21 protein-coding genes are annotated in these 26,082 nt (G+C 54.5%); 11 read left to right on the forward strand and 10 right to left on the reverse strand.

The features are described from left to right. Positions 1-37: 37 nt before the first annotated feature. The 3 genes from abgT to AC07WB_RS01920 form a co-directional block, all read right to left on the reverse strand. The gene (gene abgT, locus AC07WB_RS01910) at positions 38-1,558 is read right to left on the reverse strand and encodes a p-aminobenzoyl-glutamate transporter (RefSeq protein ID WP_494939946.1); all 1,521 of its coding nucleotides are present in this window, start codon (positions 1,556-1,558) and stop codon (positions 38-40) included. A gap of 238 nt (positions 1,559-1,796) precedes the next feature. Further along, complete coding sequence (locus AC07WB_RS01915; RefSeq protein WP_494939947.1) at positions 1,797-3,239, reverse strand: M20 family metallopeptidase; 1,443 nt, start codon at positions 3,237-3,239, stop codon at positions 1,797-1,799. Then, positions 3,236-4,549: an amidohydrolase gene (locus tag AC07WB_RS01920; RefSeq protein ID WP_494939948.1), complete on the reverse strand. Its 1,314-nt coding sequence runs from the start codon at positions 4,547-4,549 to the stop codon at positions 3,236-3,238. The genes AC07WB_RS01915 and AC07WB_RS01920 overlap by 4 nt, the downstream gene beginning before the upstream one ends. Before the next feature lie 114 nt (positions 4,550-4,663). On the opposite strand from AC07WB_RS01920, the gene AC07WB_RS01925 reads away from it, so the two are divergent. After that, complete coding sequence (locus AC07WB_RS01925; protein WP_097095173.1) at positions 4,664-5,566, forward strand: LysR family transcriptional regulator; 903 nt, start codon at positions 4,664-4,666, stop codon at positions 5,564-5,566. Between the two features lie 78 nt (positions 5,567-5,644). Beyond that, entirely contained in the window at positions 5,645-6,076 is a 432-nt protein-coding gene (gene yjdN / locus AC07WB_RS01930; protein ID WP_097095172.1) for a VOC family metalloprotein YjdN, read from the forward strand. A gap of 144 nt (positions 6,077-6,220) precedes the next feature. Here the strand turns inward: yjdN and AC07WB_RS01935 are convergent, their stop codons facing one another. From AC07WB_RS01935 to AC07WB_RS01945, 3 genes are all read right to left on the reverse strand, one after another. Next, positions 6,221-7,087, reverse strand: a complete 867-nt coding sequence (locus AC07WB_RS01935) for a nucleoside-specific channel-forming protein Tsx (RefSeq protein WP_097095171.1) — start codon at positions 7,085-7,087, stop codon at positions 6,221-6,223. Positions 7,088-7,475: 388 nt separating this feature from the next. After that, the gene (locus tag AC07WB_RS01940) at positions 7,476-8,834 is read right to left on the reverse strand and encodes a sensor histidine kinase (protein WP_097095170.1); all 1,359 of its coding nucleotides are present in this window, start codon (positions 8,832-8,834) and stop codon (positions 7,476-7,478) included. Further along, on the reverse strand, positions 8,831-9,490 hold the full coding sequence (locus AC07WB_RS01945) for a response regulator (protein WP_494939949.1): 660 nt from the start codon (positions 9,488-9,490) through the stop codon (positions 8,831-8,833). The genes AC07WB_RS01940 and AC07WB_RS01945 overlap by 4 nt, the downstream gene beginning before the upstream one ends. 164 nt (positions 9,491-9,654) lie before the next feature. On the opposite strand from AC07WB_RS01945, the gene AC07WB_RS01950 reads away from it, so the two are divergent. The 3 genes from AC07WB_RS01950 to AC07WB_RS01960 all read left to right on the forward strand — a co-directional run bounded on the left by AC07WB_RS01950 (position 9,655) and on the right by AC07WB_RS01960 (position 12,426). Further along, on the forward strand, positions 9,655-10,023 hold the full coding sequence (locus AC07WB_RS01950; RefSeq protein ID WP_007888509.1) for a helix-turn-helix domain-containing protein: 369 nt from the start codon (positions 9,655-9,657) through the stop codon (positions 10,021-10,023). A gap of 188 nt (positions 10,024-10,211) precedes the next feature. Beyond that, positions 10,212-11,102, forward strand: coding sequence for a LysR family transcriptional regulator (locus tag AC07WB_RS01955; protein WP_097095169.1), 891 nt, complete (start codon positions 10,212-10,214; stop codon positions 11,100-11,102). Positions 11,103-11,214: 112 nt separating this feature from the next. Then, a complete protein-coding gene (locus AC07WB_RS01960; protein ID WP_494939950.1) occupies positions 11,215-12,426 on the forward strand; it encodes an MFS transporter in 1,212 nt (403 codons plus the stop codon). Between the two features lie 81 nt (positions 12,427-12,507). Here the strand turns inward: AC07WB_RS01960 and AC07WB_RS01965 are convergent, their stop codons facing one another. Together AC07WB_RS01965 and AC07WB_RS01970 are read right to left on the reverse strand one after the other, a co-directional pair. Beyond that, a complete protein-coding gene (locus AC07WB_RS01965) occupies positions 12,508-14,898 on the reverse strand; it encodes a glucose/quinate/shikimate family membrane-bound PQQ-dependent dehydrogenase (RefSeq protein ID WP_494939951.1) in 2,391 nt (796 codons plus the stop codon). Between the two features lie 285 nt (positions 14,899-15,183). Beyond that, complete coding sequence (locus AC07WB_RS01970; RefSeq protein ID WP_494939952.1) at positions 15,184-15,783, reverse strand: hypothetical protein; 600 nt, start codon at positions 15,781-15,783, stop codon at positions 15,184-15,186. A 417-nt stretch (positions 15,784-16,200) separates the two neighbouring features. Between AC07WB_RS01970 and AC07WB_RS01975 the strand changes: the two genes are divergently transcribed. After that, entirely contained in the window at positions 16,201-17,427 is a 1,227-nt protein-coding gene (locus AC07WB_RS01975) for an MFS transporter (RefSeq protein WP_345827401.1), read from the forward strand. Positions 17,428-17,573: 146 nt separating this feature from the next. Here the strand turns inward: AC07WB_RS01975 and AC07WB_RS01980 are convergent, their stop codons facing one another. Beyond that, entirely contained in the window at positions 17,574-19,529 is a 1,956-nt protein-coding gene (locus AC07WB_RS01980) for a sigma-54-dependent Fis family transcriptional regulator (protein WP_097095165.1), read from the reverse strand. Between the two features lie 197 nt (positions 19,530-19,726). Between AC07WB_RS01980 and AC07WB_RS01985 the strand changes: the two genes are divergently transcribed. From AC07WB_RS01985 to AC07WB_RS02005, 5 genes are all read left to right on the forward strand, one after another. Beyond that, the gene (locus AC07WB_RS01985) at positions 19,727-20,746 is read left to right on the forward strand and encodes a Gfo/Idh/MocA family oxidoreductase (protein WP_097095164.1); all 1,020 of its coding nucleotides are present in this window, start codon (positions 19,727-19,729) and stop codon (positions 20,744-20,746) included. Then, positions 20,746-21,525, forward strand: a complete 780-nt coding sequence (locus tag AC07WB_RS01990; protein WP_400458137.1) for a TIM barrel protein — start codon at positions 20,746-20,748, stop codon at positions 21,523-21,525. The genes AC07WB_RS01985 and AC07WB_RS01990 overlap by 1 nt, the downstream gene beginning before the upstream one ends. Positions 21,526-21,614: 89 nt before the next feature. Further along, positions 21,615-22,529, forward strand: coding sequence for a substrate-binding domain-containing protein (locus AC07WB_RS01995; protein ID WP_494939953.1), 915 nt, complete (start codon positions 21,615-21,617; stop codon positions 22,527-22,529). A gap of 211 nt (positions 22,530-22,740) precedes the next feature. Beyond that, positions 22,741-23,709 (forward strand): glycosyltransferase family 8 protein, encoded by a 969-nt coding sequence (locus AC07WB_RS02000; RefSeq protein WP_494939954.1) that lies wholly within the window; start codon positions 22,741-22,743, stop codon positions 23,707-23,709. A 27-nt stretch (positions 23,710-23,736) separates the two neighbouring features. Further along, a complete protein-coding gene (locus AC07WB_RS02005; RefSeq protein WP_320204464.1) occupies positions 23,737-24,951 on the forward strand; it encodes an O-antigen ligase family protein in 1,215 nt (404 codons plus the stop codon). A gap of 74 nt (positions 24,952-25,025) precedes the next feature. Here AC07WB_RS02005 and AC07WB_RS02010 read toward each other — a convergent pair whose 3' ends face one another. Next, positions 25,026-25,952 (reverse strand): glycosyltransferase family 2 protein, encoded by a 927-nt coding sequence (locus AC07WB_RS02010; protein ID WP_494939955.1) that lies wholly within the window; start codon positions 25,950-25,952, stop codon positions 25,026-25,028. Positions 25,953-26,082: the final 130 nt, after the last annotated feature.

Here is a 26,082-nt window from a genome sequence, read left to right on the forward strand (position 1 = left end):
AGTTCACAGAAGTGTGATCGCCATCCATGGCGCAGGCTTAGTGCAGGCTGGGATAAACGCCTGGTCCAATCGGTAAACCTAACGCGTACCACGCCAGCAGCAGCACGATCCAGGTGGTAAAGAACACCAGCGGATAAGGGAAGATCAGCACGTAATAGGTGCCTAGCTGTGCATCTTTTTGATAGCGCTGCAGAAAGCCGAGGAACAGCGGCAGGAACGGTGACATCGGCGCCAGCGGCAGCACGGCAGAATCGGCGATGCGGAAAATCATCTGGGCAAATGCCGGATGGAAGCCCAGCAGCATAAACATCGGTACAAATACCGGCGCGAGGATTGACCAGATCGCCGATCCGCTGGCGATAAACATGCACAGGAACGCCGACAGGAACATCAATCCCATAAACGCCGGTGCACCGCTGATGCCGGCGCTCTCCAGCACATCGGTCAGGCCTATCGCCATAAACTTGCCCATGTTGCTCCAGTTAAAGAAGGCAACAAACTGCGACAGCGGAAACACCATCACAATAAAGCCCGCCATGCTCTTCATCGGATCGACCAGCAGCTGCGGAATATCATCCGGACGGCGGATCTGCTTCGTCACCGCACCGTAGGCAATGGCCACCACGAAGAAGAACAGGATGATGATCGGTACAATGCCCTGAATAAACGGCGAGGGGATGATACCGCCGGTTTTCGGGTTGCGCAGCGGCGCGTGTTCCGGCACCACCAGCAGCGCCATTAGGGCAATAAATACCAGCGCGGCGATACCAGCGGCTTTCAGGCCGCGATTCTCCAGCGCGGTAAGCGGTGGCAGGCGATGATTATTGCCGCCGTTCCACGCTGGCAGACGCGGTTCGACGAATTTATCCGTCAACAGCGCGCCGGCGATGGTCAGCACAATCACCGAACTGGCCATAAAGAACCAGTTGTCGATAACGCTGACGTGCACGGTATCGCTCACCGCTTTGGCGGCTTCGGTGCTGATGCCGGAGAGCAGGACATCGGTGGTCACAATCAACAAGTTGGCGGTAAAGCCGGACGCTACCCCGGCAATCGCCGCCAGCAGGCCCGCCACCGGATGGCGTCCCACCGCGAGGAAAATCAGCGCGCCGAGCGGCGGCATCACTACCAGCGCCGCATCGGATGAGATGTGGCTGAAGAAGGCGATAAACAGCACCATGTAGCTGGCGTAGCGGCGGCTGACGCGTGAGGCCATTTTCACCATCAGCGACTGCAGCAGGCCGACTTTTTCCGCTAATCCAGCGCCAATCACCAGCGCCAGAATCGATCCCAACGGCGTAAAGCCGCTGAAGTTTTTGATGATGTTGGGCAGGATCCACTGAATTCCGGCGACGCTCAGCAGGTTGTTGACCCGCACCAGCTCGCCGTTAGTGGGATTCTTCACCGCCACATCAAGGCTGCCGAGAATGGCGGTGGCAACCATCAGCACCACAATCAAATAGACAAAAAGTAAGAACGGGTTCGGCACTTTATTACCAACGCGTTCAATCCAGCTAAACAGTTTTCCGGGGCTGCGGTTCTCCGTGGTGGCTTCCATAGATCAATCCTCGTCAGTCGTCTTGTTATGTTTGCATGCCCGCTTGGGGGCTATATTTTTTTGTATTTTTTGGGTAGTGCTCAGGTCGCCATTAATGGCGATATACATTGTGCGCCCATCATGACGGTCGCCATTAATGGCGACCCTACGAACCCCGTAGGGTGCGCATTTATGCGCACCGTGTTACGAATCGCACGAACCTTGATGACGCATTTATGCGCACCGGGATATCGCACCGCTATTTCAACTTCGACGGTGTGACATCTGCTGGAATCGGGCAGATGTAAGGTTGCTCGCGGCGCACGCGTTGGAACTCTTCGCGGCAGCGCGCCAGCGCCTCGTCATCCTGCAATAAGGTTAACGCGGTGGCGGCCATCACTTTGGCCGCCAGGCACATGCCTTTGTGCGCAATAGACGTACGGCCCTGCGCGACCAGCTGCCAGGTGTGCAGCGGCGTGCCGAAAGCAAAGCAGGGCGCAAAGCACTGCGCGGTGGGCGTCACCCAACTCACATCGCCAACGTCGGTTGAGCCGTAAAGCAGCTCACGCGTGACCGCATAAGGCGCCACCTCATCCATCAGAATCTTATCGCCCAGCGCGTCGGTCCAGGCGACGCCCGCTTCACCGCCGGTGCGTGCCGCATTGAGGCGCGCGTTGCGCAGATCGTCTTTGCTCAGCGTGGCACGAATCTCAGCGGCGAACGCCTGCTCCGCTTCGCTGTAGTCAGGCAAACCAAACTGATGCAAATAGCGCTCCATCACGCTTTCCAGCGCGCGATTCGGCACGTAATTGGAACAGGCTTTATCGAAGCGTACCGTCATCTGCGTGTCGGTCATCAGCGCCGCGCCTTTAGCGATGTTAATCACGCGCTGATAGATATCCTGCGCCTGATCGAGCTGCGGCGCGCGAATCAGGTACAGCACTTCGGCATCGGCTTGCACCACATTGGGGGAGACACCGCCGGTGTTGGTCACCGCATAGTGCAGCCGCGCTTCTTGTACAATGTGCTCGCGCAGGAAGTTAGCGCCGGTGTTCATCAGCGTCACCGCATCCAGCGCGCTGCGCCCCAGATGCGGCGAGTTAGCCGCGTGCGCCGCCACGCCTTTAAAGCGGAAAGCCGCCTGAATATTGGCCAGCGTGCTGAGGTTAAACATGCCGCTGAAGCCTTCGGGATGCCAGGTGACTGCCGCGTCCACATCGTCAAACAAGCCTTCACGCACCATAAAGGTTTTGCCGGAACCGCCTTCTTCGCCCGGACAGCCGTAAAAGCGCAGCGTGCCGCGCTGGCCGTGCTCTGCCCACCAGGCTTTGATGGCGAAGGCGGCGGCTAAACCGGCGGTGCCGAGCAGATTGTGGCCGCAGCCGTGGCCGTTACCGTTCTCCACCAGCGGCTGCGGCGTGGCGCAGCCTGATTGCTGGCTCAAACCGGCTAGCGCATCAAACTCGCCGAGAATGGCGATCACCGGTTTACCGCTGCCGATGCTGGCAACAAACGCGGTGTCGATGTTGCCGACGCCACGCTCCACGGCAAAGCCCTCCTGTTCCAGCGCATCGGCCAGCAGCGCGGCGGATTGCGTCTCTTCAAAGCGGGTTTCCGGCACGTCCCAGATGGCGTCGCTAAGAGCGCTAAAGCGCGGCTGGTTTTTGTTGATGTAGTGATTAATAAATTCGCTGTGGCTCATCGTTGGCCTCCAAACTGGGCTTGATTAAGTGCCAGTGTTGCTAGCGTCTGTACTGCGGTAGCCATGATTGCTTCGTCGAAATCGAATCTGGCGTTGTGATGGCCCGCCGCCAGTGCGCAGCCGAAAATCACATAGGAGGATTGGCCGCCGCGCTGCTGCACGCGCTCCAGCATGTAGGTGGCATCTTCGGATCCGGCCGCCTGCTGTTTGGTATCAACCACCGAAGTGAAAATGCCCAACGCCTCGGCCTGCTGGTGGATGAATGCCACCCACGGCTGACTTGGCGTGCAGCTACGTGCGCCGCCCATCAGCTTGACGTCATACTCCACGCCGTACATCGCCGCCGCACCGGCGATCACGCGCAGCGCCTGCTGATAGATATCGTCGTTGACGTGGTTGCTCGCGCCGCGCGTCTCCACCTTCATGAGCGCGTAGTCGGGCACCACGTTGCGACCGGAGCCAGCCTGTAATACGCCGACGTTAACACGCGCCACGCCGCCGCTGTGCTGCGGCAAATTGTGCAGCGCCAGTGTGGCCTGCGCCGCCGCCAGCAAGGCGTTGCGGCCTTCTTCCGGTTTGCCGCCGGCATGCGCGCCCACGCCGGTGAACGTGACGTCGAGTTTGGTGGTAGCGAGGAAGCTGTCGCTGCCACACACGATTTCACCGGCAGGCACGCCGGTGCCGAGGTGAATGGCGGTAAACAAATCGACATCATCCACCACGCCCGCGGCGACCATCGCTTTGGCGCCGCGCACGCCTTCTTCAGCTGGCTGGAAGATGATTTTAAGCGTGCCGCTCAGCTGATCTTTCATCTCCATTAATACGCCCGCCAGCGCCAGGCCGATGGTGGTGTGGCCATCGTGACCGCACGCGTGCATCATGCCGGGATTGCACGAGGCAAAGCCTTCCCGCGTCGGCAGATGATCGCTTGCGCGGCTTTCGTTTTGATCGAGTGCATCCATATCAACGCGAAAACCCATTACCGGGCCTGGACGACCGGTTTCCAGCGTCGCCACCACGCCACAAAATCCGCCGGAGAAGTGTGTGATCCACTGCGGCAGCGCACCTTGCTCCAGCGCGCGCGCTTCCTGTTGCGCCAGCACTTCATCGGAGGGCAATCCCATGCGCGCGTCGGCATCGATCACCTCGCGGCCGAGCTTGAGTTGATAACCAAGACGATGCAGCTCCTCCGCCACTAAGGTGGCGGTGCGAAACTCCAGCCAGCCTGATTCGGCAAAATGGTGCAGATCGCGCCGCCAGGCCTGCATCTGCGGCACGCGGGCGTTGACACGTTCGGACAGGGTTTTCATCGGCATTTCCTTTGTGTTGATTTTTTATGCATTCACTCGAATCTACACAATGGTTTTGGAGCGCATAAGATGCGAATATCTTGCTACTGATAAACAACGGTTATCACTTCAAACATGTCTGCGAACCTCAAACTTCATCAGCTGCGCGCCTTTGTTGACGTGGCGCGGCAGGGCAGTATTCGCGCCGCCAGCCGTTTATCCGGGCTCTCGCAGCCCGCGCTCACCAAAGCGATTCAGGAACTGGAGCTCACGCTGGGTGCACGGCTGTTTGAACGGCGCCAGCAGGGCGTCACGCTGACCGACATCGGTGATAACTTTTTCCAGCATGCCAGCCTAGTGCTGGAAGAGTTGCGGGTAGCGCAGGAGGATATTCAGCAGCGGCTGGGATTGGCAGGCGGGCGCGTGAATATTGGTGTGGGCGGCAGTATTGCGCGCACCATCATGCCGCATGTCATCACGCAGTTTCATCGCGAGTATCCGCTGGTAAAGGTACGCATTGTTGAAGGCCAACTGGTATCGATGGTGCAGGAACTGCGCCAGGGCGAGCTGGATTTCACCATCAATACCTACGAAAAAAATCATCTCGATCAGGAATTAATTTTTGAACGCTTGATGGAGCGCGACTATCAGGTAGTTATGCGTAAAGGCCATCCGATGGCGCACGCGCGCTCGCTGGCCGAGTTACAACACTGCGACTGGACCATGCCAACGCCGCAGGGCAGCTACTATCGGCTGCTGCACGATCTGTTTGGCGAGCGCGGCATGGCACCGCAAATTGTAGTGACCTGCGAAACCTTTATGGCTTGCACCAGTCTGGTGGCGCAGAGCGACTTCGTCAGTATTATCTCGCGCGATGTGATTGAAGATCCGACGCACGGCGGTCAGCTGATTTCGCTGGAGCTCGACGATCCCTTGCCGAAAGCCACGTTCTATCTGATCCAGCGCAAAGATGCTGCTCTGACGCCGATGAGTGCCTATATGGCGCAGCTGTTCCGCCGCCATTGTCAGCAAAGGTAAGAGTGCGTCCTGGCTCGCAACGGTATAAATAATGCGCACTACACTTGCATCTGGCGTTCCCTTAATGGAGTACAGACCATGCAAGTTACCCCGTATGTGTTCTACAACGGCCGCTGCGAAGAGGCGATTGCCTTCTACCTTGCGGCTACCGACGGCGAGCTGCTGTTTAAGATGACCTATGGCGATATGCCAGATGAAACGCCGGTGGAGGATGAAGGTTGCACTTCAGGCGTGAGCTTTTCACCCGAGCAGATTATGCATGCGCATGTGCGTATCGGGCAGGGCGAAATAATGATGAGTGATGGCGCACCGCAGGCGGAATATGCCGGTTTCTCGGTGAGTTTATCCACGCCGGATGAAGCGCAAGGGAAGCGTTGGTTTGATGCGCTGTCGGCGGGCGGTAACGTCACCAAAAGCTGGGCTCCAACGTTCTGGGCCAACGGTTTTGGGATGTTTACCGATAAATTCGGCGTGCCGTGGATGGTGAATGCGTATAAGCCGCAGATTTAAGGTGGATGCGATTTTCGACAAGGTGCGCATAAATGCGCACCCTACAATGTAGGGTCGCCATTAATGGCGACCGTTCAACCAAGCGCACAATTAATGGCGGCCGTTCAATCAAGCGCACCATTTAATAGCGGCCGCTTTACTCGATTAGAAGTTGTAACCCACCACCAGGTAGTAACCCCAGCCGGTTGATTTCACTTCAAATGGACCGTTGCCGAAGTTCAGCTCCTGGCCGTCAGCCCACTGGCCGCCGTTGTGGAAGTAACGCGCCACGGTTGAAACGTGCCAGTGATCGTAGTTCAGCGACAGAATGTGGCTGGAAGCGATGGAGTTGCTGGTGCGTGAACGATCGGACTCATCACGCAGATCGGAACCCCAGTCAAAGTTGGTAAAGCCGATGTAGCTCAGCTTGCCGCCCCACAGATCGGTAATCGGCACAAAGTATTTCACCTTGAAGCGATAACCATCCCAGCTGTTCTCGTTTGCCGCACCGTAGTTTTCCCACTGGTATTTGGCGTACACGTTGAGCGACAGGCCGATATCGCTGTGCGTATCGATGTCGGTGCCAAGACCCATGTACCAGGTGTTCTGACGGTTATCGCTATTGCGACCCATGTCATAAATATAGTTGTTGGCGAAATACCACTCTTTGAACGGACCAAATGAGAGATCGGTGCCGGTCAGTTTATCAATCGAGAAACGGGGCTCAATTTCCATGAACATCGGCGAACCGTGGTCAAATACGCCATTGGCGTTGCTATTGCCCACGCCAAAGAAGTTGGTCAGATCGAGGTAACCGTAGAAATCGAACCAATCCTTTTTGGTGAAGGCTTCGTATTCGAGGTACACGTCATTATTAAACTGGGGTCCAAAACGGGTATGCGTGCTGCCCACCACGTTAACGCTTTGATGCCACCAATCGGAAAGATACTGCGGATCGCTTTCTGCCGCTTGTGCTGCGCCAGTCAAGCTAGTGGCCAATAAGGCGCCTGCTATCAACGAGTTATATTTCATTATTTTAACCACATGCTTGTGATCGCCGGTCTTGTGCCGCGATCGGGTGAAGTCGATCCCAGGGATGGGCAGTGTGTTGTTGCATCCGGTCTCAAGCGCCAGATTTTCAAGCCCGCGTAATGTGCCTGTAACAGAGGCATAGAAAATAGATTTTGATCACGTTTGTCAAAAAGTGTTGCATTTCGATTCACTGAAAATGTGATCATTATCACAAATAAGCCGTGCGGCGAACGGAACCCCGCAACCGTTTACGTTGTCGCGTACGGCAGGAAATGTGTTTGATGTAGGGAAAGGATGTAGCGGCGCGATTTATCGCGCGTTTTTTGAAGGGGCACCGTGCTCGCTATGAAAATGCGCAATAAATTGCGCCGCTACGGCACGGTGCGAGTTATGGCAAGGTAACGCGCACCTGCAGCCCGGCAATCTGGCCCAGCGCATCATGGCGATTCGACAGCGCAACCTGCATCTGATGTTTCTGCGCCACGCTGCGCACGATCGACAGGCCCAGCCCGCTGCCTTGCGCCTGCACATCAGGCGAACGGGTAAAGCGGTCAAAAGCGCGTTCGATAAAGGATTCCGCCATACCTGGCCCGTTGTCCACAATATCCACCACGGTATGATTCCCCACCCGATGCAGCAGCACATCCACCAAACTGCCTTCCGGCGTATGCAGCATCGCGTTACCGATCAGGTTATCGAACAGGCTACGTAAATCAGAGCGACTGGCGTGCAGGCGATAGTGCGCTGTGCCGTTGAAGCCGATATCAATACCGCGTTTGTCGGCCACCACCATCAGCTGCTCAATGCTCTCTTTCAGCAGACTGTCCAACTCGATGGCTTCCACCGTGGCAACCACCGATTGATCTTCCTGGCGCGAAATGTTCAGCAGCTGCGTGACCAAATGACGCGTCCGGGTGACGCCCGCTTCCAGCTGATCGAACTGGCGACTGGCTTCTCCCGGCTGAATGTGTTGTCGCAGATTTTCCAGCTGCAAGGTCACGGCGGTCACCGGCGTGCGCAGCTCGTGGGCGGCATCCTCAAGGAACTGGCGCTGAGACGACCATGCCGTGCGCAGCTTATCCAGCAACGAGTTGTAAGCCGCCACCAGCGGCAGCACTTCATCCGGCAAGCCATCAGGAGATAGCGTATGCGGATGCAGCGTTTCCTGGGCGGCGATTTGACGCGATGCAACGCGTAAATCACGCGTGATGGCGCGTACCACCAGCCAGATGACGAGCAGCGAAAGCGGCATCATTAATACCAACGGAATGATGGCGGAGAGCGCCCGCTTCAGCATGATGCTTTTCATGTAGCCGATGTTGTGCAGCACCTGGATATTGCCAATTTCGCTGCCCAATTCGCCGGGACGCGTATAGACGCGCCATTCGCAGTCATCGCCACAATCACCCACTTTCAGGTCGTGCCAGCCATTTTTGCTTTGCAAGGGGGCATGCAGATCGGGCCACGAGCTGGCACGCAGCCGGTTATTGGTGTCCCACAGCTGGACAATGTAGGTGCTTTTCAGCTTTTCGGTATTCATCACCATCGGCATCAAGGCGGGCATACGCTGGCTGCTGGACCAGGCATCGGCGATCTTAGCAAGCTGATCGTCCTTCATGGTGCCCATCATGTCGCCGTAGCAGTGATAGAAATACCAGGTGACGCCGCCGATCATCGCCAGGTGCAGAATCACCAGCGTGGCGAGCAGTTTGTTACGCAGTGAGCGCATAAAGGTGAAAGGTTTCATATTGCCGGTACTCGCCAGCCGAGTCCGCGCACGTTGCGGATCACTTCGTTATCCAGCTTACGGCGCATGCCGTGAATTAATACATCAACGGCGTTGCTGCTCACTTCTTCGCCCCAGCCATAAATACGGTTCTCTAACTGCTCGCGCGACAGGATGGCGCCCGGGCGCTCCAGAAGCGCGTAGAGCAGGGCATATTCGCGCGCGGTAAGCTGCTCGCGCTGGCCTTTGTAGAGGACTTCACGCGTCATGATATCAATCTGCACGTCGCCGCTGCCCAGCAGGGAATCCGCCGCACCGTGGCGACGTCGGGTAATGGCGCGCATGCGCGCCAGCACTTCTTGCAGATCAAAGGGTTTCAGCAAATAGTCATCCGCACCGCTATCCAGCCCCTGAATACGTTGCTGCACGGTATCGCGTGCGGTAAGCACCAGCACGGGCGTCATGTCACCGCGCGTGCGCGCACGGCGCAGCACCTGCAGGCCATCTTCACGCGGCAAGCCCAAATCCAATAACACGCAGGTATAGCCGCCTTCGGTCCAGGCATTGCTGGCAAACACGCCATCACGCACCCAATCCACCGACCAACCTGCCGCTTCCAGCGCTTGCTGCAGGTTGGCGCCAATCATTTCGTCATCTTCTACCAGCAGCACACGCATGATGTTCTCCAACTTAACTGAGCGCAGTTTACCGTTGTTTTCTTAGCGCAGAATTACCCTGTTTTCTGCCTTGCTAATTCTGCGCTAATTTTCCGCTAATTAAGGGATAAATTTAACGCGCTACAGTAGCTGCACTGGACATATCGTCAAAGCAGGAGAATCCCATGAATCAGCGCGAATTTATCCGTAGTTTGCTGGACTGGATAGAAAATAATTTAGGACACGATTTGCATCTGGATGAAGTAGCACGCCGCTCGGGATACTCCCGCTGGCATCTGCAACGTCTGTTTCGTCAGCACACCGGGTTTTCTCTGGCAGAGTACATTCGCCAGCGCCGGCTGACTGAGTCAGCACTCACGCTTATCAACAGTGACGAAGCAATTTTGCAGGTGGCGATGAGCTACGGTTTTGATACGCAGCAGGCTTATACCCGCACATTTAAAAATTATTTCCTTGTGACGCCAGGCCAGCTGCGCCGCCAGCGCCGCGTTGAGCCGGATCGGCTGCTGTTCCCACTGGCGATGGCGAGTTGAAATACTTATTCCGATATTTCTCAGAGCACGCTTCGTAGCGGCGCAATTCATTGCGCAAGATCTGGATGGGCAATCAGGCGCCATTGATACGCGCGATAAATCGCGCCGCTACGAAATGTGCGGCGATGGACTTATTACTGGTTTAGCTTTTAATCTACGGTTCTCACTTATCTAGCCCACCAGAGAACATGGATAACAGCGACAATCTCACCGCCATGATGCTGTTTGCACGCGTAGTGGAACGGCAAAGCTTTAGTGAAGCCGCTCGTACTTTAGGCGTCTCCAAATCTCACGTCAGCCGTGAAGTGGCCCGGCTGGAAGTGCGGCTCGGTATCAAGCTGCTGCAGCGCACCACGCGTAAAGTGGTGCTGACGGAGCTCGGCCAGGCTTACTATCCGTTTTGTACGCGTATGCTGGCAGAAATGCATCGCGCCGATGCGTTTGTGCAGCAGGTGCATCAATTACCGGCGGGCAACGTGCGCTTGCAAGCACCGATCACCTATGGCTGCCAATGCGTGGTGCCGACGCTCAATGACTTTATTCGTCGTCATATTCATATCAATGTCGATCTTGACCTCACCACCCTTGATGATCCGCAACCCAGTGCCGATGTGGCGATCGTGATTCGCGCGCGTGCGCCTGATGCGGCCAATTTTCGAGAACTCAGCAGCATCGATTGGGGCTTGTACGCCACGCCGGATTATCTGGCGGCGCACGCAGCTATCGACCATCCCGAACGTCTGATGCGCCACGATCTGCTGCTGTTTCACGGACCGGCGCATACCGCAGCGCTGCCGTTTCGGCGCGATAAGCAGCGGTTAGCGCTGGATGTGCGCAGTCGCTTCCGCGCCAATAACAGCATGGCGCTGCTGAATGCCGCGCTGGCGGGCACGGGCATCGCTTATCTACCGGCCTATATGACGCAGGAAGCGTTGGCGCGCGGTGAAATTCAGCAGGTGCTGCCGGAGTGGCAGATGGATCGCCTGCACAGTTATCTGCTGCTGAAAGAGCAGCCGCAGCCCTCCTCGCCGGTAACCTTATTATGCGAGGCGCTAATTAATGCCCTCGGCAGTCGCTGATTGTTGTTTGCTGGCAACAATATTGCGCTGCCTGGCAATTATCACTGCAACGCTGTTCTCTGCCAGAAGTCACTGTTAGCCTGCTAAAAAAGCAAAAAACAGGGATATCACCATGCAACAACCTCCAATCGCGTTAGCGCCCGAACAGCAACACTGGAAGCGAAATTTAGTGGTCTGCGTGCTGGGTTCATTCAGCACCATCGTGGCGATGACGCTGCTGTTGCCGTTTCTGCCGCTCTACGTGCAACAGCTCGGCGTGCAGGAGCCGGCGGCGATTGCGCGCTGGTCAGGTGCGGCCTATGGCGCCACCTTCCTCAGCGCCGCGTTGACCGCGCCGCTGTGGGGCAAGCTGGCCGATCGCTATGGTCGCAAACTGATGTTAATCCGCGCCAGCCTTGGCATGGCGATTGCCATGTCGCTGATTGGCATGGCCACCGCGCCGTGGCAGCTGGTGGCGCTGCGTTTGCTGGCGGGATTACTTGGCGGCTACGCCTCAGGATCGACCATTCTGGTGGCGGCGCAAACGCCGAAAGAGCAAACCGGCTGGGCGCTCGGTATTTTATCGTCCGGCATTATGGCCGGTAACGTGGTGGGACCGCTGCTGGGCGGGGTATTGCCGCCGCTGATTGGCATTCGCCATACTTTCTGGTTGACGGGCGCGGTGATTTTCCTCGCCTTCCTGGCGACCACCTTTTTGCTGAAAGAGGTGCCACGTGCTGCTGGCAAAAAAACACAGCAGAGCGCAGCCGACGATGAAAAGTCGCTGAATCTGCCCGTAGTGCGCTTGATGTGGCTGTCGGGTATGTTGCTGATTTTCGCCAATATGTCGATTGAACCGATTATCACGCTGTACATCGGCCAGTTTGTCAGCGGCGATCACGCGGTAACGGTCACTGCCGGATTGGTGATGGCGGCAGCAGCGCTCGGCAGCATTCTTTCCGCGCCACGTTTAGGAAAGCTGGCCGACCGCGTTGGACATGGTCGCGTGCTGGTGTATGGATTAATAGCGTGCGCGCTGTTGCTGATCCCGCAGGCATTTATCAGTGAAGCCTGGCAACTGGTGGTGCTGCGTTTTCTGATGGGCATGGCGCTGGGTGGCTTGATGCCGTGCGTCACGGCGCTGATTCGCCACAGCGTACCGCAGTCGCAGGTGGGGAAGATGCTGGGCTATGCCACCTCGGCGCAGTATGTCGGCCAGGTTTCAGGTCCGCTGTTCGGCGGTTTTATCGGTGGTGCATTTGGCATGCGCCCGGTGTTCCTGGCGACCTGCGTAATCATGGCGCTGTGTGCGCTGTTAAACGCACGGGTGCTGCGTAAACGTTAACCGTAGGGTCGCCATTCATGGCGACCCTACAAAAAAGGCGGACTTCACAGTCCGCCTTTCTCATTACTTCAATGCGAAAACTTACTTCGCATCTGGCAGTGCATAGGCAATCACATAATCACCCAGCTTGGTGCCAAACGAACCGTGACCGCCGGCAGCGATAACAACGTACTGCTTGCCATCTACTTCATAGGTCATCGGCGTTGCCTGGCCGCCCGCTGGCAGACGCGCCTGCCACAACATTTCACCGGTGTTGGTATCGAACGCACGCAGGTAGTTATCTGCGGTAGCACCGATGAAGAACACGTTACCGGCGGTGGTGATTGGGCCGCCCAGCATTGGCATACCCATTTTGAACGGTACTGGCACTGGCGCGCTATCGCGTACCGTACCAATGCGTTTTTTCCACACGGTTTCGTTAGTTTTCAGGTCAACCGCTGAGACATAGCCCCACGCCGGTTGCTTACACGGCAGGCCAAACGGTGACAGGAACGGATTCAGCTCCACGCCGTACGGAACGCCGTACTGGGGCTGGATACCGGTTTCAGTACCTGAACCGCCTTTGTCGTCAGCCGGCGGCTCGATCGGGTTGCCCGGACCGCGCGGAACCAGCTTAGAGACAAACGGCAGCGCCATTGGGTTAGCAATCGCAATCTGACGATGTGGATCAACCGCGATACCGCCCCATTCGAACATGCCCAGGTTACCCGGGAACACCAGCGTACCCTGCTCAGACGGCGGAGTGAACGGACCTTCATAGCGCAGACGCTTGAAGATCACGCGGCACACCAGCTGGTCATACATCGTCGCGCCCCACATGTCCTTGTCCGTCAGATTATTTTTCGGACGGAAGGTCAGTTCGGAGTACGGCTGCGTAGGCGCTACGTGGTCGCCTTTAGCGGCGCCCTGTGGAACCGGGGTTTCCGGTGCAGGGACAACCGGCTCACCGGTACGGCGATCCAGCACAAAGATGTTACCGGTTTTCGCCGGCGCATAAATGACCGGGACGGTTTTGCCATCTTTATCGGTGATATCGGCCAGCGTCGGTTGAGACGGTAGGTCCATATCCCACAGATCGTGATGCACGGTCTGGTACGACCACACCAGCTTACCGGTAGTAGCATTCAGTGCCAGCACGCTGCTCGCATAACGCTCCTGCTCTGGAGTACGGTTGCCGCCCCAGATATCTGGCGTTGACACACCCATTGGCAGGTAAACGATATCCAGTTTCGGATCGTATACCGCCGGCGCCCACGAGTTCGGTGAGTTCATGGTGAAGGTGTGTTCATCACCTGGAATCGCGTTAGGATCTTTCGCGCCTGGATCGAATACCCACAGCAGTTTACCGGTGTTAACGTCAAAACCACGAATGGCGCCAGACGGCTCACGGGTTGAGTAGTTATCGGTCACCGCACCGGCCACGACGATGGTGGTATCGGTAATCACTGGCGGAGAGGTCGGCTCATATTGACCTGGGGTCAATACCGGCTGCTTGTGCTGCAGATCCAGTTCACCGTTGTTGCCAAAGGCGGCACAACGTTCACCGGTTTCCGCATCCAGCGCAAACATACGACCGTCGTTTACCGGCAGGTAAATGCGGCGTGAGCACAGCGCAGGTTGGGTGCTAGACGCATCGGCCGCAGCAGGGACTTCGTGGTAAGAAACGCCACGGCAGGTAACGTGCTGGAAGGTTGGGTTTGGCTTCAGGCCCGGATCAAATTTCCACTTCTGCTTACCGCTTTTCGCATCCAGCGCAAACAGAATCTGGTGTGGCGAGCACAGGTAAAGCGTGTCGCGGATTTTAATTGGCGTGACTTCGTCGGTAATCTCACCCGGATCGTTCGGGGTTTTCATATCGCCGGTCTGGAACTGCCAGGCAACCTGCAGTTCTTTCACGTTGCCGCTATTAATCTGCTTCAGCGGTGAGAAACGCGTGCCTTGCTGATCGCGTGCATAAGCAGGCCAGTCAGCATCATCGATTTTGCTTAACGGCTGCGCCTGCGGGGCATTGGCTGCCGCTGCTGGGATTTCACCGTTCAACTCTTGCGGATCGTGGAACACCGCCCACGCCAGCACCAGTGCGCTGGCAATCAGTGCGACGGCCATCAGACCCAATGCACCTTTGCTCGGCTGGTTCAAACCGCGATAAACAAACGGCAGAATCAGCCAGATGCCGAAGATCACCAGCACATCGGTACGCGGTGCCAGCGCCCAGAAGTCGAAGCCGACTTCCCATACGCCCCACACCAGCGTTGCCAACAGCAGCAATGCGTACAGCAGAAGTGCTGAGCCGCTACGGCGCCACAGCAGAACAGCGGTGATCAACATGATCACACCGCCAATAACGTAGTACCAGGAACCTCCAATGGCGGCTAACCAAACGCCACCAACCAGCATAAACGCGCCTGTCAGCAGTGCAAAAAGCACTGTGAGAAAACGGATTACGCCAAAAGATGAGGAAGCTTTCCCCATAATAATGACCTCTTTCTTTGCCATAAAAAACCAAAAAGGAAACAACGCGTTGGGCTGCTTCCCGACATAGAGTACGAAATAACGAAACCTGTTCGATCGGCGCTTTCCGTGCGGCGATATGATCCCTTTGCGTTAAATTTTATCTTAAAAACGTTAATGGGTTTGATATTTTTAGTGCTTTGCACTCGTAGAGGGCAAGTAGTGCGACATTTTATGAGGGAATTGAGACGCTATGTCCGGGGAAGTAGGGCCATAACGCCTCAGGGCAAAATTTTGTGTAAACGTTTACCCTTCAAACACTGTGCTGCTGGTACGTTGTTCCTGCCAGCCGCTCACATTCAGCTCTCTATAGCGCACCGCAGGCAGCATGAGTTGCGGCGCGCGTAATATCACTTCTGCTTCTCTTTCACGAAACGATTCCAGCAGGAATGGGAAGCTGAACTTGAGATAATTATCGTTAAAAAATTCCTCAGTGAGTACAACGCCGCTAAAAGGAAAGGCGGCGATATTCTTCCAGCAGGTGCCGGGTGGCGCCAAATCATAAAGCCAGAATGAGAAACGTTCACTTACTTGCCGCAGTTCACTATCTCTTTGAACTAAATCAGCGTAATTGATTGCTAGTCGTACATTTTTAGCGTGCAGGCTGGAATCAATTTGTGGCGATTGTAAAAAACTCTGCAGGTTATTTCCGGTTAACGGGATAATTATTAATTCGGGCGTATCCGGCAACTGATTATGCAGCGAAATTATGTTGTGTCCGTTAAGTGATGCTGTGCTTTCCTGTTCGCAATGCATAAAGGGTGCTGAATAACACACGCCAGTCAGCGCGCCGTCAAAACGACGGATACGCTCAGTAACATAAGGATTATAAGAACTGTTTTCCATTTATCTCTGTGAATAAATTAATTAGCTGGAACGTCTTATCTATTATAAGGACGGGAGTCGGTAGAAATCTTAGCGCTGTCAATATAAACCGTTTAGTTTATAAAGTTCAGCTTTTTTAACTGTCACTGATAGAGAGATATACAGGTCGTGATAGCGCTAATAATAGCGTTATTGGAATATCTGGAATTTTTTGGATATTTTCAGGTGAAAACCATCAGTGTGCTAATATTGTGGCCTCTATGCTTAGTTAATTTAGCGGTAACCTTCTGTTTTTAAACAGCACGGCTAGCCATTGCCTGGCTGAGGAAGATGCCGCACTCTGTGCTCTGAAAATAAAGCGGAAGCCATTCTGTGGCTTCTCACCAGGTTGGTGCAACGACGCTAACCGACGTCATTATTTAGGATGGGATAATATCTATGAGTTCAGCAGAGGATTCGTTGCTGCGGCACAGGTCTTTTGTCGCCTTTTGGCTGGCACGCACCTGTTCATCTTTCGGTTTTCAAATGTTCTCGGTGGCGGTCAGCTGGCAAATCTATGCCTTAACCCACAGTGCAATGGCGCTGGGGATGATCGGCCTGATGCAGTTTCTTCCCTCTGTGCTACTGGCGTTGCCCGCGGGTCATCTGGCCGATCAGCACGATCGCCGCCGAATTGTGTTGCTCGGACAATTCATTGAGTGGCTGGCCCTGCTTGGGCTTGTTGCGTTAACCCTCATTAACTGGGCAGGGAAGTTTGAGATTTGGGGATTGGTGTTCCTGATCTCAGTGGCGAAGGCACTGGAGTGGCCGGCCATCACCTCAATGCTGCCCGCGCTGGTGCCGCCGCCGATCCTGGCGCGCGCAATGGCCGCCAGTTCGGTGGGTGGCCAGGCCGCGGTGATTATCGGCCCAACGCTCGGAGGCTTCCTTTATGTAGCTGGACCGGAAGTGGTCTATGGCGTCTCGGCGCTGTTCTATCTCTTCTCGATTGTGCTGGTGAGCCGACTGCGCTATGAACGTCCACCGCAGGCGCGTTTACCGATGAACCTGCCAAATCTGTTTGCCGGCGTGCGCTTTATCCGCGATCGCAAAGATGTGCTCGGCGTGATTTCACTCGATCTGTTTGCTGTGTTGCTGGGCGGTGCCACCGCGCTGTTGCCGATTTTCGCGCAGGACATTCTGCACACCGGGCCGTGGGGATTGGGCATCCTGCGCGGTGCGCCATCAGTCGGCGCGCTGCTGGTGGGCATATGGCTCAGCCGCCACAAGCTGGAAAAGCATGTCGGCATGATTATGTTCGGCTCAGTGGCCGGTTTTGGCGTAGCCACGCTGGTGTTTGCGCTCTCGACGCAGCTGTGGCTATCAGTGATCGCACTGGCGGCGCTGGGCGGCTTCGATATGGTGAGCATGGTGATTCGCGGTGCGCTGGTGCAGCTGGATACGCCAGATGAGATGCGCGGTCGCGTTAACGCGGTCAATGCCATTTTCATTAATACCTCGAACCAACTCGGCGAGTTTGAATCGGGTTTGCTGGCGGCCTTTTTTGGCGCGGTGCCTGCGGCCGCGATTGGCGGCATCGGCACGCTGGTGGTGGTGGGCGTATGGATGACGATTTTCCCGCACCTGCGCAAACGGCAGAAACTGGAAAACGAAACTGCGATTTAATGGGATGTGTGCGGCCTGTCAAAGGGTGCGCAGTAATGTGCACCCTACGCAAAACGGATCGGTTTTTGTCAGGGGCGCATTGATGCGCCCCGGAAAAACGTTGGTCGCCGCTGTAACAGTTATTGCTTTTCCCTCACCTCAGCGCCTTACCCGCGCCGCAACCCAGCGACATCTACCTGCCAGTGATGCAGTTTGTTATACAGCGCGGTACGCGAAATCCCCAGCAGCTGGGCCGACTGGCGCAGGTTGCCCTTCTGCTCACGCACCACCTGCAGCACATGCTGGCGCTCATTCTCCTGTAGCGAGCTCAATTCACTTATCGGAGGCACGCCGTGCTGCATCATCTCTTCCGGCAGATCGCGGCGATCAATCTCCAGGCCCTCGCACAAGTTCACCATGCGTTCCACCAGATTCTCCAGCTCGCGCACGTTGCCGGGCCAATGCCATGCCTGTAAGCAGGCCATGGCTTCCGTAGAAAGCTGCGGCGCAATACGTTTCATGCGGGTACAAAGCGCCTGAATAAAGGTATTCACCAGCCCCGGAATGTCCTCCTGACGCTCACGCAGCGGCGGGATCTCCAGAGAGATCACGTTCAGGCGATAGTAGAGATCGCGGCGAAAGGCGCCTTTCTCCACCGCATCCAGCAGATTACAGTGGGTGGCGGCGATTATGCGCACGTTGACTTTGAGCGGGTGCGCCGCACCGATGCGCACCACTTCACCCTCCTGCAATACGCGCAGCAGGCTGGTTTGCGCCTCCAGCGGCATCTCGCCAATCTCATCGAGAAACAAGGTGCCGCCATCCGCCAGCTCAAACTTGCCTGCGGATCCCCCGCGTCGCGAGCCGGTAAACGCCCCATCGACATAGCCAAACAGTTCACTCTGCACCAAATCTCGCGGCAGTGCGCCGCAGTTCAGCGCGATGAACGGTTCCTGCTGGCGCGGGCTGGCGTTATGGATCGCCTGGGCAAACAGCTCTTTGCCGGTGCCGCTTTCGCCGGTTAGCAGCACGGTGCTGTCGGTGCGGCTGCTGGCGCGTGCTTTGTGAATCGCTTGCTGCACGCGCGGCGCATGGCCGCGAATCATTTCAAATGTGTAGCTGGCGCTCACACCCATCACGCGGCGCGTAATGGCGCGAATACGTTGATTTTCGCGCAGCGACAGCACGCGGCCGCCATCGGGGGCCGGCATCAGCGAAATCAGGCAGGAAATCGGGTTTGCGCCGTCCGGGATAAATTGTAGCTCGCGGTCATTGCAGAAGGGCATGGTAAGCAGCGATCCCCCCTGCGGCTGTAAAAGCGCATCGATGGTGCCCGCTTGCGGATCGAGGCCGCTGAAGATCTGCCGCGCATAGCGATTGAGGGTTTTAATGCGGCCATGACGATCGCAGACGATCACGCCTTCATTCAGCGTTTCGAGGATCGACTGCTGTTCAGCCAGCAAGCGCCGCAGTATCAATTGCTGACCTACCGCCTCCGCTGCGGCCTGCACGGTACCCAGCGTGTGCGCGTTGAAATTATCGGGCGTGGCGGTGAGCGTTAATACGCCCAGCAGCTGGCCGCTGGCATCACGCACCGGTGCGGCAGCACATTGGCGATGACGTTTGCGCAGGTCGAGCTTCCAGTTTTCACCGCCCAGTACATACACCAGACGCTGTTCGATCAGGCAGCGCGCGGTGCAGTTGGTGCCGAGCACCTCTTCGCGCAGGATGCTGCCGACCGGCGTAAGATCTGCGCCGCAAAAATGCAGCGTCACGCCCTGCGCATCGGTTAGGTTAATGTGCCCGTCTGGGTTATATGCCAGCAGGTTCTCCATAATGCTGCGTGCTGCGAGGATCAACTCGGCGTTGTGCTCAAGGATTGCCGCCAGCTCGTCAGCAGGCGGAGAGGTGTAGCTAAACGTGGCAGGATCGATGGCGCGCTGACGCGATCGTTGCCACGACTGCAAAATACTATGCCGCATCCAACCCGGCTGTTCACCGCGCTCAAAGCTATGCCAGCCTTGCCATAGCAAGGTATCCCACTCCCCAACCTCCGCGCTGTCCGGCAAGCTGAAGATCGGGTCGCTTTCATCTTTGAAAGGTAAACGCTCACTAGCACGCATGCGGCATCCTCCTATATTTCGGAATGTCCATTTTATTGACATGTGAAGTTGACATGTAAATTTTGTTGCCAGTTTGTGAGCTCTATCTGTGTTACGTCTCACATAATCAGCCCTGTTCCAGTTGGCATTGCCTTTGCAGTACATAACGCACATCCCTGCGCTCGAATGAGCTCCTCCAAAATAAAAAGGAATAGGTTATGACATTTCATCTTAAACCCGTGCGCGTAGGCCTGATTGGCGCCGGACGCATGGGCAGCTTCCACGCAGAAAACCTTGCCTGGCGCGTGCCGGGGGCGATTCTGGCAGCCGTAGGCGATCCGCAACCTGGCGCGGCTGAAGCCCTGACTCACAAACTCGGCGTAGCGAAAGCGTATAGCGATCTCCATGCGCTATTACAGGACCCGGAGATTGATGCGGTCGCTATTGCCGCCCCGGCGCGCACCCACGCTGAATGGGTGATCGCGGCAGCTGAAGCGGGCAAGCATGTCTTTTGTGAGAAGCCGATGGCGGTAACGCTGGATGAGGCCGACCGCGCCATTGCTGCCGCGAAAAGTGCTGGCGTGGTGCTGCAAGTCGGTTTCAACCGTCGCTTTGATTCGGGCTTTGCCGCAGCGATCGCGGCCGTGAAAGCGGGTGAGAATGGCACCACGCAGCTGAGCCGATCGCTAACGCGCGATCCGGGTCTGCACGATCCTTCTCGCATCCCGCAGTGGACGATCTTCCTCGAAACGTTGATCCATGATTTTGACACGCTGCTGCACTTTAATCCGGGGGCGAAACCGGTGGAAGTGTATGCGCTGGCCGATGCGCTGGTGCGTCCGGATTTTAAAGAGAAAGGCTTGCTAGATACTTCGGTGGTCACCATCCGCTTCGATAACGGCGCAATTGCCACCGCCGAAGCCAACTTCCAGGCGGTGTACGGCTACGACGTGCGCGGCGAAGTGTTTGGCAGCAAAGGCATGTTGCAGGCTGGGCATATCAACGCCAATCACTGTGTACGTTATCACCAGGATGGCATCGCCATCGAAACGTCTCGCATGGATTCAGATCTGTTGCGCGAGGCCTATGTTGCAGAGATGACGGAGTTTGCCCGCTGCATTCGCCATGGTGAAACACCCCGCGCCACCGGTGAAGATGCGCGTAACGCGCTGATTATTGCGCTGGCCTGTATCGAGTCAGTGCAACAGCAGCAGCCGATCATGTTGGGAGGTCGCTAATGGCAGGTTATCAATTGTCGGTGTGTGCCGAAATGGTGTTTCTCGATCTGCCGTTCATTGCGCGCGTGCAGCGTATTCATGAACTGGGCTTTGGCGTTGAAATCTGGGGCTGGGCCAATAAAGACATTGATGCGCTGGCGGCGACTGGCGCACGTTTCACCTCAATGACCGGCTATCTCAGCGGCAACCTAACCGATGACGATGAAATCCAGCAGCTGCTGCAAAGCGCTGAAGCATCGCTGGCGGTGGCCGAGCGTCTGAATTGTCCGGTGCTGAACCTGCACGGTACCGGGCTGGATGATAAAGGATTGCCGGTTAAACCGGTCGACGTGGTCACCGGCGCCATGTGGCTGAAAGCGGCGGATACGCTGCGCCAGGTGGCGCAATTGGGCGAACGTGCCGGACGCGTTTTCACGCTGGAAAACCTCAATTTACCGCTTGATCATCCCGGCACGCCGTTCGCGCTGGCAGCCGATACGCTGGCGCTGGTGGAGGCCGTTAACAGTCCGGCGCTGAAGATGAATCTTGACCTGTATCACGCGCAGATTGGCGAGGGGAATTTGATTGCTTTAATACGCCGTTGTGGCGCGGCGATTGGCGAGATTCAGGTGGCGGATGTGCCAGGACGCCAGCAGCCGGGCACCGGTGAGATTAACTACCGCGCCATCGCCCAAGCGCTGCGCGCTGAAGGCTATGAAGGCACCGTGGCGCTGGAAGGGTGGGCGAGCGGCGACAGCACCGCAGCGCTACAGCAGTTCCGCGATCATTTTTCCCTTTAAGTGTTCCAGCGCCGGGTATTTGCCTGTTACCCGGCGTGAAGCAACCCGTTGAAAGCAAAAATAATATCTCAACCCTACAGGACTATCCCATGAACATCAGAAATGTGATTCTTTGTGTGTGCTCGCTGTTGCTCAGTATGAGCGTTAGCGCCAAAACCTTTACCGTTGGCGTGGCGCTGGCCAACTTCGATCTCAACTTTGTCTCGATTCTGCGTACCCAGATGGAGGCGGAACTGAAAGCTAATCAGCTTAATAGCCAATTTGTGGATGCCAAAGGCGATGTGGCGCTACAAGTGCAGCAAGTGGATGATTTTATTAACCAGGGCGTCGACGCCATTATTCTCAATCCGGTGGATACGCAGGGCGTGCTGCCGATGATCACCGCCGCGAAAAATGCCGGTATCCCGCTGATATTTGTCAACCGTAAGCCGGAAGTGAAGCTGCCGGCTGATATGGCGTATGTGGGTTCTGACTCGGCGCTGGGCGGTGAAATGCAGATGGAAGCGCTGGCGAAGAAGATGAATTACAAAGGCAACGTGGCGATTCTAATGGGCGCGCTGTCAAATGAAGAAGCGCGTGAGCGTACCCGCGCGGTGGAAGCGGTGATCGCCAAATACAAAGATATGAAGGTGATTGAGAAGCAGAGCGCCAAATGGCAGCGCAACGAAGCGGTGGATGTGGTGTCGAGTTGGCTACTGAACCAGCGGCCGATTGACGCCATCGCGGCGAATAATGATGAGATGGCGATTGGCGCGATCATGGCTCTCAATCAGGCGAAGAATGAGAAGATATTGGTCGCCGGCATCGACGGCACGCCAGATGGACAGCAGTTTGTGAAGAGCGGCAAAATGGCGCTGACCATTTTCCAGGATGCCAAAGGACAGGCAACGGGCGCGGTGCAGGTGACCAAGGCGCTGCTGGAGAAGCAAAAGGTGCAGACGTTTAATTGGGTGCCCTATCAAACCATTACGCCTGATAACTACGCGCAGTTCGCGACGAAATAATTTGTCTGTGTACGAAGAATCTCTCCTGCTCATGGGAGAGGTTCTCCCTGTTGCTCCACACGCTAAGGGCTAATCTTCCTTTTCCGCTGCGCTTTATTTGCTTAATCCTGACTGATAAACTCCGGCTGCAACCAGAACTGCCTTTGGTTGGTAATTGATCAGGCATGATGCATTTACAGAACGATGTCGTTCTATTGGAGAAAAGCGCAGAATGGATAAAGACATTCTCAATACCATTGATTCCCAGCTTCTTTTCCCTGTTCAAAGCGATCGGCATATTATTTTTGGCGTGGACGGAAAATTCATTGCGCATTCACTGATTACCATCATGTCGATAATGAAACATGCGGGTAGCAGTCTTTATCATTTCCATCTTATCTCCTCAGAAATATCACCCATTGATGTCGTGCGACTTGAGAACATCTTTGCGGGTTCATTACATGGCTTAACGTTGCATCATATTCATGATGAACTCCTCAGCGCATTTCCAACCACCGAATTGTTTACCCGCGCTACTTATTATCGTTTTCTGGTGCCAATTATATTACATCACGCTGAAAAACTGCTTTATCTTGATGCGGATATCGTATGTTTGAATCCTATTGATGAGTTATGGCGAATGAATATGGAGCCGGAAGTCATTGCCTTAGTCGTGGGTGAAATCGCATCGTTACAACATCAGTTAGCAGAAAATGTCGGGCTCCATGACCGTCGCTATTTTAATGCCGGTGTAATGCTGATTGATATTAAAAAGTGGAATCATGAACAGGTCAGTCAGCACGCTTTTACTTTACTTAGCGAAAAAGGGAAATATTTTCAGTATCTTGATCAGGACGCATTAAATATCTTACTTGAGGGCCGTGTGGAATTTATTGATACGCGTTTCAATACTATCAACATGCTTTCGCATGATGATAAAGGCTATACTCAAGATGTGGCAAAAAATACCTGTTTCTTACATTACGCCGGCGCAGATAAGCCTTGGCAGGAATGGAATCAACAGCAAGTTTGCCATTATTACCGTGACATTTATCGAATTTCGCCATTAGCGGATTTACCTTATGAACGGCCTGGGAAGGTACAACATGCGAAAAGAATGTACAAATTACTTTTCCGTAATCATCAGTTCGCTCAAGGGATTTACTGGCGCTTGAAGTATTTTAAAATGAGGTATTTTTAAGTGCAGAATTTATATTTCAGGCGAAGGTTGACGAGCAAAAACATCTATCAACTCTGCTTTGTTATACTCAGCGTAGCTTTAGCCAGTTCGCTGGTAGTTCCCGCTTATCCTAAAAAAGCATTCTATCTCGTTGGCTATTTAACAGTATTATTTCTCCTTGTTCAGGGCGTTAAGCGGAAACTTGTCCTGGATAAGAGCGCTCTTATCCTGGTTTTACCTATATTATTATTAGGGTTAGTCAGGGTTATTTGGTCAAGAGTTTATGCTGATGCCACCTTTACTGATGTAGTGGATAATTATTTTCAGGGTGGGAAAATAATTATCATCTCTGCCTTTGTGAGCTACTTTTTTATTGCATGGCGTCACTATCTTTCACCTATGGTACTGCGTATCAGTGTTACTCTGCTATTTATCGGGCTATTGGCAACGCTTGGTACGGGCATCTACGAATATACACATACGCATCAGCGCATTAAGCTGTTAACAGATTCTGCGGGGACCGTTTCTTACCTTATAACGGCATTGGCCCTTAGCGCATTATTTATTGTCAATAAAGTGATCGTCCAGCGAGCCACTCAGATAGCGATGTTTGCTGCTATCTTCATAGTAAATATGCTGTTAATGTTCCTCACCGAATCTCGGGCTGCCGTGTTAGCGCTACCGGGTCTATATTTGTTGTGTTTTTATCTTACTCATCGCTGGGCTGGAAAATACGCCCTAACCATTTTTGCGGTGCTAATTTTGGGCGGAGTATTTTTGATGCCCAGTTCGATTATGCACCGTCTGGACAATATCCAGAGCGAGATCGACAGCTATCAAAACAATAATGATACCTCCATTGGTGCGCGTTTCTCGATATGGAAGGGGGGATATCACAGCATTTCCTGGACTCTACTGGGACAAAGTCCTGATGACAGGACCGGCAAGGCACGTCTCTATATCAATGAGAAGGAGCGTGCTAATCCTGAAGCCTATAAAAATGTGATGTATCATTTACATGATGACCTTCTGGAAACTCTGTCGTTGCAGGGTATTGCAGGTGCGCTCTCATTAATTCTCTTTTATTTTGGAATGATTGTTACTGCATTACGCTTCCGGGCGTTGGATATTACACTGTTACCACTTTCAATTATTATATTTGGTCTGACGGATACCGTCTGGATTCAAAGTGGTTCAGTGTTTATTCTAATGGCGGCGATTATTATTAGCTATTCGCTGATGAAGTCGACACCTAAAGAGTGATGTTTTTTTGTTGGGTGCGCATAAAGGCGCACTTTGCAAAATCGATGATTACGTTCTGATTATTATCAGTAATTTCAGGAAATTCCACGTAACTTCATTTTAAGAAACTTTTTCTTGAGGCTAAATCTCACTTTTACATCAGCCATAAATGAAACGACAGGTATTTGGTCTATTGCCTTTTTCACCACGCCTTGCTCATGTTCATCGCTAATCAATGGATAAAACTTATGTGCCAGATTAATCCAGTGGCATGAGAGCAGATTGCGATAGCGCTCTCCCAGTACAGCATCCATTTGCTGTGTCGCTTTAATGAGCATGGATATTTTATGCGCATCAAGCGCGCTGGATAGGCTCTGTCCTCTTTTAAAGTAAAGGTAGGGGCCTTGTGCAGCAAAAAATATTTTATGGCTGGCTTTGAGGATGGATGGGAATAAATACGCATCCTCATAGCAGGTGAAATCGGGGAAATGATGGTCCGCAAACAGCGATTTTTTTATGTATTGCCCAATAAAGTGGGCTTGAATTTCTCGGTGGATGAGGAATTTTTCAATCACCTGATGTTGCGTCAGCGCGGTTGTTTTCAAACCCTGCCACTGTTGAGGTGTTGATTTACCCGCATACACCTCATTAAGGGAAGTGAGAAGAATATCCGGTTGCTCTACCTGCAAAAAATGCACAATATCAGAAAACGAATTTTGCAATAGCTGGTCGTCACCATCGAGCATGGTGATATATTGACCGCTGGCTTGGCTGACAGCGAAATTCCTGACTTTGCCAATATTACGGAACATCACGTCAACGATTTTTACATGGCTACATGAAGCGGCAAATGCATGCAGCATCTCGCTGGTATTATCCGAAGAAGAGTCATTCACCAAAACAATTTCAATCTGCTCTTCAACGCCAGTACAGGCATTTTTTAAACTGTTTAACGTCTCGGTAATAAATTTTTCGCAGTTATGCGCCGTAACCAGAACGCTAAGCGTGTAAGGTGAATCCATAATAAATCTCTTTCCGTTACCGTATCGAGGTGCATCCATTACAAATAGTACACTAGCTTTCTTCCACGCTGTGAATGAATTCGTTTCCCTCGGCCAGTGTGACAATCATCACATCGCCACATATAAGCTA

The organism is Pantoea sp. GW821-FHT03E06, assembly GCF_059420725.1.

Excerpts from the sequence above, each read along its gene's own strand:
- abgT (WP_494939946.1), bottom strand. The coding sequence starts at position 1,558 with ATGGAAGCCACCACGGAGAACCGCAGCCCCGGAAAACTGTTTAGCTGG.
- AC07WB_RS01915 (WP_494939947.1), bottom strand. The coding sequence starts at position 3,239 with ATGAGCCACAGCGAATTTATTAATCACTACATCAACAAAAACCAGCCG.
- AC07WB_RS01920 (WP_494939948.1), bottom strand. The coding sequence starts at position 4,549 with ATGAAAACCCTGTCCGAACGTGTCAACGCCCGCGTGCCGCAGATGCAG.
- AC07WB_RS01925 (WP_097095173.1), top strand. The coding sequence starts at position 4,664 with ATGTCTGCGAACCTCAAACTTCATCAGCTGCGCGCCTTTGTTGACGTG.
- yjdN (WP_097095172.1), top strand. The coding sequence starts at position 5,645 with ATGCAAGTTACCCCGTATGTGTTCTACAACGGCCGCTGCGAAGAGGCG.
- AC07WB_RS01935 (WP_097095171.1), bottom strand. The coding sequence starts at position 7,087 with ATGAAATATAACTCGTTGATAGCAGGCGCCTTATTGGCCACTAGCTTG.
- AC07WB_RS01940 (WP_097095170.1), bottom strand. The coding sequence starts at position 8,834 with ATGAAACCTTTCACCTTTATGCGCTCACTGCGTAACAAACTGCTCGCC.
- AC07WB_RS01945 (WP_494939949.1), bottom strand. The coding sequence starts at position 9,490 with ATGCGTGTGCTGCTGGTAGAAGATGACGAAATGATTGGCGCCAACCTG.
- AC07WB_RS01950 (WP_007888509.1), top strand. The coding sequence starts at position 9,655 with ATGAATCAGCGCGAATTTATCCGTAGTTTGCTGGACTGGATAGAAAAT.
- AC07WB_RS01955 (WP_097095169.1), top strand. The coding sequence starts at position 10,212 with ATGGATAACAGCGACAATCTCACCGCCATGATGCTGTTTGCACGCGTA.
- AC07WB_RS01960 (WP_494939950.1), top strand. The coding sequence starts at position 11,215 with ATGCAACAACCTCCAATCGCGTTAGCGCCCGAACAGCAACACTGGAAG.
- AC07WB_RS01965 (WP_494939951.1), bottom strand. The coding sequence starts at position 14,898 with ATGGGGAAAGCTTCCTCATCTTTTGGCGTAATCCGTTTTCTCACAGTG.
- AC07WB_RS01970 (WP_494939952.1), bottom strand. The coding sequence starts at position 15,783 with ATGGAAAACAGTTCTTATAATCCTTATGTTACTGAGCGTATCCGTCGT.
- AC07WB_RS01975 (WP_345827401.1), top strand. The coding sequence starts at position 16,201 with ATGAGTTCAGCAGAGGATTCGTTGCTGCGGCACAGGTCTTTTGTCGCC.
- AC07WB_RS01980 (WP_097095165.1), bottom strand. The coding sequence starts at position 19,529 with ATGCGTGCTAGTGAGCGTTTACCTTTCAAAGATGAAAGCGACCCGATC.
- AC07WB_RS01985 (WP_097095164.1), top strand. The coding sequence starts at position 19,727 with ATGACATTTCATCTTAAACCCGTGCGCGTAGGCCTGATTGGCGCCGGA.
- AC07WB_RS01990 (WP_400458137.1), top strand. The coding sequence starts at position 20,746 with ATGGCAGGTTATCAATTGTCGGTGTGTGCCGAAATGGTGTTTCTCGAT.
- AC07WB_RS01995 (WP_494939953.1), top strand. The coding sequence starts at position 21,615 with ATGAACATCAGAAATGTGATTCTTTGTGTGTGCTCGCTGTTGCTCAGT.
- AC07WB_RS02000 (WP_494939954.1), top strand. The coding sequence starts at position 22,741 with ATGGATAAAGACATTCTCAATACCATTGATTCCCAGCTTCTTTTCCCT.
- AC07WB_RS02010 (WP_494939955.1), bottom strand. The coding sequence starts at position 25,952 with ATGGATTCACCTTACACGCTTAGCGTTCTGGTTACGGCGCATAACTGC.